6 protein-coding genes are annotated in these 6,667 nt (G+C 69.8%); 5 read left to right on the plus strand and 1 reads right to left on the minus strand.

What is annotated here, in order from left to right; genetic code table 11:
- Nucleotides 1-39: 39 nt before the first annotated feature.
- The 4 genes from ABEA24_RS36155 (at nt 40) to ABEA24_RS36170 (ending at nt 4,201) form a co-directional block, all read left to right on the plus strand.
- Nucleotides 40-681 (plus strand): GntR family transcriptional regulator, encoded by a 642-nt coding sequence (locus ABEA24_RS36155; protein WP_345436865.1) that lies wholly within the window; start codon nt 40-42, stop codon nt 679-681.
- Between the two features lie 328 nt (nt 682-1,009).
- Entirely contained in the window at nt 1,010-2,146 is a 1,137-nt protein-coding gene (locus ABEA24_RS36160) for a transcriptional regulator (protein WP_345436867.1), read from the plus strand.
- A 139-nt stretch (nt 2,147-2,285) separates the two neighbouring features.
- On the plus strand, nt 2,286-3,803 hold the full coding sequence (adh, locus tag ABEA24_RS36165; protein WP_345436869.1) for an aldehyde dehydrogenase: 1,518 nt from the start codon (nt 2,286-2,288) through the stop codon (nt 3,801-3,803).
- A complete protein-coding gene (locus tag ABEA24_RS36170; RefSeq protein WP_345436871.1) occupies nt 3,803-4,201 on the plus strand; it encodes a DUF779 domain-containing protein in 399 nt (132 codons plus the stop codon). Before adh ends, ABEA24_RS36170 begins: the two co-directional genes overlap by 1 nt.
- A gap of 176 nt (nt 4,202-4,377) precedes the next feature.
- Here the strand turns inward: ABEA24_RS36170 and ABEA24_RS36175 are convergent, their stop codons facing one another.
- A complete protein-coding gene (locus ABEA24_RS36175; protein WP_345436873.1) occupies nt 4,378-5,418 on the minus strand; it encodes an NAD(P)-dependent alcohol dehydrogenase in 1,041 nt (346 codons plus the stop codon).
- A gap of 164 nt (nt 5,419-5,582) precedes the next feature.
- Between ABEA24_RS36175 and ABEA24_RS36180 the strand changes: the two genes are divergently transcribed.
- Complete coding sequence (locus ABEA24_RS36180; protein WP_345436875.1) at nt 5,583-6,509, plus strand: helix-turn-helix transcriptional regulator; 927 nt, start codon at nt 5,583-5,585, stop codon at nt 6,507-6,509.
- Nucleotides 6,510-6,667: the final 158 nt, after the last annotated feature.

The following is a 6,667-nucleotide window of genomic DNA, read 5'->3' on the forward strand; positions in this document are numbered from 1 at the left end:
GACCTGATCGCCGGCCACCGGAGAAGGGATGATAGCCAGATGCCGATCGAGCGCCGTCCGTTGCGCGAACAGATCAAGGACGAGATCCTCGATCGGCTGGGCCGGGGTGAGTTCGACCCCGACCAGCCGATCAACGAGACCGTCCTGGCGACCGATCTGGGGGTGAGCCGCACGCCCCTGCGGGAGGCGCTGATCGGCCTGGAACGCGAGGGCATCATCGTCAGCGAGCGCGGCCGGGGATTCCGGTTCGCGCCGATGAGCGCGCAGGAGTTCCGCGACCTGACCACGATCGTGGCCAGCATGGAGTCGCTGGCGCTGGAGCTGTCCGAGCCGGAGTACCTCACCTCCATCGCGCCGCGCCTGCTCGAGGAGGCGCGGGCGTTCTCGGCACCGAGGGCGGAGTACGCCGTGCTCGAACGCTACGACGACGCCTGGCACGACCAGCTCCTGTCCGGCTGCCCCAACGAGCGCCTGATGGACCTGATCACCTCGCTCAAGCTCACCATGCGCCGGTACGAGCGCGTCATCATCGGTGACCAGCAGGTGCTGGAGCGCTCGGCCGAGGAGCACGAACGGATCGCCGAGTGCCTCCAGGCCGGCGACATCGACGGCGCGGTGGTCGCCCTGAAGGTCAACTGGAACAGCGGCATGGATCGCATCCTCGAACGCCTCGGCGACTGATCCCGTACCTGTCGGCCTGCGCTGGAGGAGCTGAGCGGCTGCCCAACGACTCGTGGGAGCACGCCGGGCAGCCTGGGAACAGGGGTGCCGGCCGTGGCGAACGCGGGCCGACGGCAGGGTGGCCAAGCGAGCCGTCGGGTGAGACTGTCGAACGGTCGGCCGAGACCGGTTCCTGTAGGTCGGACGCCGTCTCGTGTGATGCCGGAATTGAGGATTTCCGGGAGCTGTTGCCGGGAGGAACCGGATGGCGGGAGAGGGCGTTCTGCGGACCCGGAGGACGCGTCTGGAGCGAGAGTGGTCGCGTCTGGTGGCAGGGCGGGAATCTCAGGTGCCCGTGCCGGGCCCGGCGCTGCGGGCCGAGATCGCGGCGTCCTGGGACCGGTCGCGGGTCGTGGTCGATCCGCACCGCGACAGCGCTCCCGGGGGCGAGGACGTGGGGGAGCGGTGGCGTTCGTCCCCGCTGGCCGGGCCGGTCGGTGAGATGGCCGCTGAGCTGCGCTCCATCGCCGAGGAGGCGGGTTTCATCGCCGCCGTCACCGATGCCTCCGGGACGATTCTGTGGACCTCCGGGGGCAGAACCATGCGGCACCGGGCCGAGCGGGTCAATTTCGCCCCCGGCGGCCGGTGGGACGAGAACACGATGGGCACGAGCGCCCCCGCGCTCGCGCTGCGCGACAGGCGTCCCGCCACGGTGTTCTCGGCAGAACACCTGGTCGAGGCGCTGCACGGCTGGGTCTGCTACGCGACGCCGCTGCGCGGCCCGGACGGCCGGTTGCTCGGTGTCCTGGATCTGTCCAGCACCTGGGACCGCTCGCACCCGATGGTGATGCCGGCCGTGCGAACGTTGGCGGCGGACATCGAGCGCCGATTGCCGGCCATGCCGCCGGGCGGGGCGACAGCCGGCGTCGTACTCGAATGCCTGGGCCGTGGCCGGGCGCGGCGGGACGCGGTGCCGCTGCCACTGCGGCCCCGGCAGATGGAGGTCCTGGCACTGCTGGCGCTGGATCCGGACGGCTTCAGCCCTGAGCGGCTTCGCGAGGCGTTGTACGGGGACCGGCCGGTGACGATGACGTCGCTGAAGGTGCAGGTCTCCCATCTTCGGAGTGCGCTCGGCGGGGCGCTGACCCAGCGCCACTACATGCTCACCGAGCCGATCGCCTGCGACGCCACGGCCGTCCTGGACGCCTTGGCCCGCGGTGACACCGCGACGGCCGTGCGCCGCTACACCGGTCCGCTGCTGCCCGGGTCGGAGGCCCCCGGCATCGTGCGCTGGCGCGAGTACCTGGAGGTCGCCGTGCGCAAGGCGGTCCTGGCCTCTCCCGTCCCCGAACACGCTCTCCGCCTCGGCGAGCGGTATCCGTTCGACCTGGAGGTCCACGAGCACGCGCACCGGCTGCTCGCTCCTTCCGACGGCCGCCGCGGCATCCTCGCGGCGCGGATCGAGAACGTCCTGCGCGAGGACTGACGCTCGCCGAGAGACCCGGCGCCGGCGATGGGCGGCGCACCCGGGGCGTTCGGCGGCAACCTTCCGACAACCCTCGCGGCGCATCGTGTCCTCCATCACATCGCATCACCCACCCGTCTGGGAGCGAGGAGGGCACCCCATGGTTTTCGCCAAGCCGGGCACCGAAGGCAGCGTCGTCTCCTACGCCGACCACTACGACAACTTCATCGGCGGTGAGTTCGTGCCGCCGGTCGAAGGGGAGTACTTCGACGACCCGTCCCCGGTGGACGGTCAGGTCTTCACCCGGGTCGCGCGTTCGCGCGCCGCCGACATCGAGTTGGCGCTGGACGCCGCGCACGCCGCCGCCGACAGGTGGGGCGCGACCTCGGTGGCGGAGCGGTCCGTGCTGCTGGGCCGCGTCGCCGACCGAATCGAGGAGAACCTGGAGCGGCTGGCCGTCGCCGAGTCGTGGGAGAACGGCAAGCCCATCCGGGAGACGCTGGCCGCCGATCTGCCCCTGGCCGTCGACCACTTCCGGTACTTCGCCGGGGTGATCCGCGCCCAGGAGGGCACGATCAGCCAGCTCGACGACGACACCGTCGCCTACCACTTCCACGAGCCGCTCGGGGTGGTCGGGCAGATCATCCCGTGGAACTTCCCGCTGCTGATGGCCATCTGGAAGCTGGCCCCGGCGCTGGCCGCCGGGAACTGCGTGGTCATCAAGCCGGCCGAGCAGACCCCGGCCAGCATCATGTTGCTGATCGAGCTGATCGCCGATCTGCTGCCGCCGGGTGTGGTGAACGTGGTGAACGGGTTCGGCGTAGAGGCGGGCAAGCCGCTGGCCGCCAACCCTCGGATCGCCAAGATCGCCTTCACCGGGGAGACGACCACCGGGCGGTTGATCATGCAGTACGCCGCGCAGAACATCATCCCGGTGACGCTGGAACTGGGCGGCAAGAGCCCCAACATCTTCCTGGCCGACGTCATGGCGGCCGACGACGACTTCCTGGACAAGGCCGTCGAGGGCTTCGTGATGTTCGCGCTCAACCAGGGCGAGGTGTGCACCTGCCCGTCGCGGGCGCTGATCGACGCCTCGATCTACGACGAGTTCATCGCACGCTGCGTGGCCCGCACCGAGGCGATCGTCGGCGGGAATCCGCTGGACCCGGCCACCATGATCGGTGCACAGGCGTCCAGCGACCAGTACGAGAAGATCCTCTCCTATCTGGACATCGGCCGAAAGGAGGGCGCGCAGGTGCTGACCGGCGGCGGCACCCGTACCGTGCCGGGCCTGGAGGGCGGCTACTACATCGAGCCGACGATCTTCACGGGCACGAACGACATGCGGATCTTCCAGGAGGAGATCTTCGGCCCGGTGGTGTCGGTGACCACCTTCGACTCCCCGGACGAAGCCCTGAAGATCGCCAACGAGACGCTGTACGGGCTTGGCGCGGGTGTCTGGACCCGGGACGGCTCGGCCGCGTACCGGCTGGGCAGAGGCATCAAGGCGGGCCGGGTCTGGACCAACTGCTACCACGCCTACCCGGCGCACGCCGCGTTCGGCGGCTACAAGCAGTCGGGCATCGGCCGCGAGAACCACCGCGCGATGCTCGACCACTACCAGCAGACCAAGAACCTGCTGGTCAGCTACTCGCCTAAGCGCCTGGGCTTCTTCTGATGGAGAGCGCACGGGTGGAGCGCGTCCGGCTCAGCCCGGCCGCGGCCGGGACTCTGGCAGGCCTCATCGAGCGGCACGGCCCGGTCATGTTCCACCAATCGGGCGGCTGCTGCGACGGCAGCTCCCCGATGTGCTACCCGCGTGGGGAGTTCCTGGTCGGCGCCGCCGACGTGCTGCTCGGCCATGTCGACCACGGGACACCGTTCTGGATGAGCGCCGCGCAGTACGAGTACTGGAAGCACACACACCTGACGGTGGACGTGGTCCCGGGACGCGGCGGCGGCTTCTCCCTGGAGGCACCGGACGGCGTGCGCTTCCTGATCCGCTCGCGCCTGTTCAGCGACGAAGAGGCCGAACGCCTCGAATCCGAGCCGCCACTCCCGACCGGGCAAAGCTGAATCCGGCCCTGTTCGCCACCCCAGCGGTGGCGAACAGGGCCGGCCGTTCCGCAGCCGCGTGACGGCGGCGGGCCCGGTTGACCCACTGCGGCGGCCGGCTGCTGGGGTTGGCGACGGCGTGCGGATTCGCGACACCGGAGGTGTTCGCCACGGTACGGAGGACCGCTGCCTGCGCGTCAGCCGAGGGTGGCGGTGTCGATGACGAACCGGTAGCGGACGTCGGAGGCCAGGACACGCTCGTAGGCCTCGTTGATCTGGTCCGCTGAGATCAGCTCGATGTCGGCGCCGATGTGGTGGTCGGCGCAGAAGTCCAGCATCTCCTGCGTCTCGGCGATGCCGCCGATCATCGACCCGGCGAAGGAGCGCCGGGCGCTCAGGAGGGAGAAGACGTTGATGCTCAGCGGCTCGCCGGGGGCACCGACGTTGACCAAGGTGCCGTCGACGGCGAGCAGGCCGAGGTAGGCGTCGACGTCGATGCGGGCGCTGACGGTGTTGACGATCAGGTCGAACCGGCCGGCGAGCTGATCGAACGTGTCAGGGTCGCTGGTGGCGTGATAGTGGTCGGCCCCGAGCCGCAGGCCGTCCTCCTGCTTCTTCAAGGATTGGGAGAGCACGGTGACCTCGGCGCCCATGGCGTGGGCGATCTTGACGGCCATGTGCCCGAGTCCGCCGAGGCCGACGACGGCGACCTTCTTGCCCGGGCCGGCCTCCCAATGGCGCAGCGGTGAGTAGGTCGTGATGCCGGCGCACAGCAGCGGCGCCGCGGCCGCCAGGTCGATGCCCTCGGGCACCGAGAGGACGAAGTCGGCGTCGACGACGACGTGCGTGGAGTAGCCGCCCTGCGTGGTGGTGCCGTCCCGGTCGACGCCTGCGTAGGTCGGCACCATCCCGTTGAGGCAGTACTGCTCGTCGCCGTTGCGGCAGTTGGTGCACTGGCCGCAGGAGTTGACCATGCAGCCGACCCCGACGCGGTCGCCCACCTGGTGTCGAGTGACGGCGGCGCCGACCTCGGCGACAACGCCGACGATCTCGTGGCCGGGGACCAACGGATAGGGCTGGGGGCCCCAGTCGCCGTTCACGGTGTGGATGTCGGAGTGGCAGATGCCGGCGTACTTGATCTCGATGAGAACGTCGTTGGGGCCGACGTCACGCCGTTCGATCATCGTGGGCGCCAGCGGCTCGGTGGCGGCCGGTGCGGCGTAGGCGTGGACACGCATGAAGATTGCTCCTTTGATCAAGGCCCGCTCGCCGAGCACACACAGGGCCGGGCGAGGTGGCCGCTACCCATCAAAACCGCTGGCCAGGGCAGAAAGAAGGCACTGCTGAAGGGTGTACTGGCAGGGCACCCCTGGCAGGTGGGCGGCCGCCTAGCCTGAGGAGGGTGGACCACCGCACCGAGATCCGTGAGTTCCTGACCTCCCGCCGGGCCAAGATCAGCCCGCGGCAGGCCGGGCTGCCCTCCTACGGCACCCGCCGGGTTCCCGGCCTGCGCCGCTCCGAGGTCGCCCAGCTGGCCGGCGTCAGCGTCGAGTACTACTCCCGTCTGGAACGCGGTGACCTGGCCGGAGTCTCCGACAGCGTTCTGGACGCCCTGGCCCGCGCCCTGCGGCTGAACGACGAAGAGCGCACCCACCTGGAGGACCTGGCCCGTACCGCCGGATCCGGACCGCGCCGCCGGCGCCGCTCCACCCCACAGCAGGTACGGCCCACGGTGCAGCGGATGCTGGACGCCATGACCGACGCGCCTGCGTTCGTCATGAACGGCCGCGGCGACATTCTGGCCACCAACGCCCTCGGCCGAGCCCTGTACGCCCCCATGTTCGACGCGGCCCGCAGCGCCACCCCTAACCACTCCCGGTTCATCTTCCTCGACCGCAGATCGCACCTGTTCTGGGGGGACTGGGAACGCGCCGCCGACGACACGGTCGCCCTCCTGCACGCCCAAGCCGGCCGGGACCCCTACGACAAAGACCTCACCGACCTCATCGGCGAGCTGTCCACCCGCAGCGACGACTTCCGCGTCCGCTGGGCCCGCCACGACGTTCGCCAGCACCACATCGGCGCCAAACCCTTCCACCACCCCGTCGTCGGTGACCTCGATCTCACCTACGAATCCATGGACCTGTCCGCCGACGACCTCACCCTGGTGGTCTACGGCACCGAACCCGGCAGCGACTCCGAAGACAAACTCCGCCTGCTCGCCAGCTGGGCCACCACGCTCCACCAATACGACCACTGCCGGCCAATGCCCAACGAGCAGCCGCCCACCGCTTCAGGGACGACCAACAAGCCAGGCGACGTTTCATAAGTGATCGCAAGGCACGCGCGTGACCGCGCCAGGGACTGTCCGGATCTTTGTGGGCGGGCCGGTGATCGCTTCTAGTTGAGGGTGATGCGGTCGCCGTAGTAGAGCGACAGCGCGTTCAGCGCCGCCTTCCACCCCGGGGTCTTGCCGGTCACGTTAGC

It is taken from the genome of Actinoallomurus vinaceus, from assembly GCF_039542055.1.
Classification (GTDB): domain Bacteria; phylum Actinomycetota; class Actinomycetes; order Streptosporangiales; family Streptosporangiaceae; genus Actinoallomurus; species Actinoallomurus vinaceus.

Bases quoted from the DNA above. Each gene is read 5' to 3' on its own strand.
- ABEA24_RS36170 (WP_345436871.1), top strand. From the start codon at position 3,803: ATGGAGAGCGCACGGGTGGAGCGCGTCCGGCTCAGCCCGGCCGCGGCC.
- ABEA24_RS36155 (WP_345436865.1), top strand. From the start codon at position 40: ATGCCGATCGAGCGCCGTCCGTTGCGCGAACAGATCAAGGACGAGATC.
- ABEA24_RS36175 (WP_345436873.1), bottom strand. From the start codon at position 5,418: ATGCGTGTCCACGCCTACGCCGCACCGGCCGCCACCGAGCCGCTGGCG.
- adh (WP_345436869.1), top strand. From the start codon at position 2,286: ATGGTTTTCGCCAAGCCGGGCACCGAAGGCAGCGTCGTCTCCTACGCC.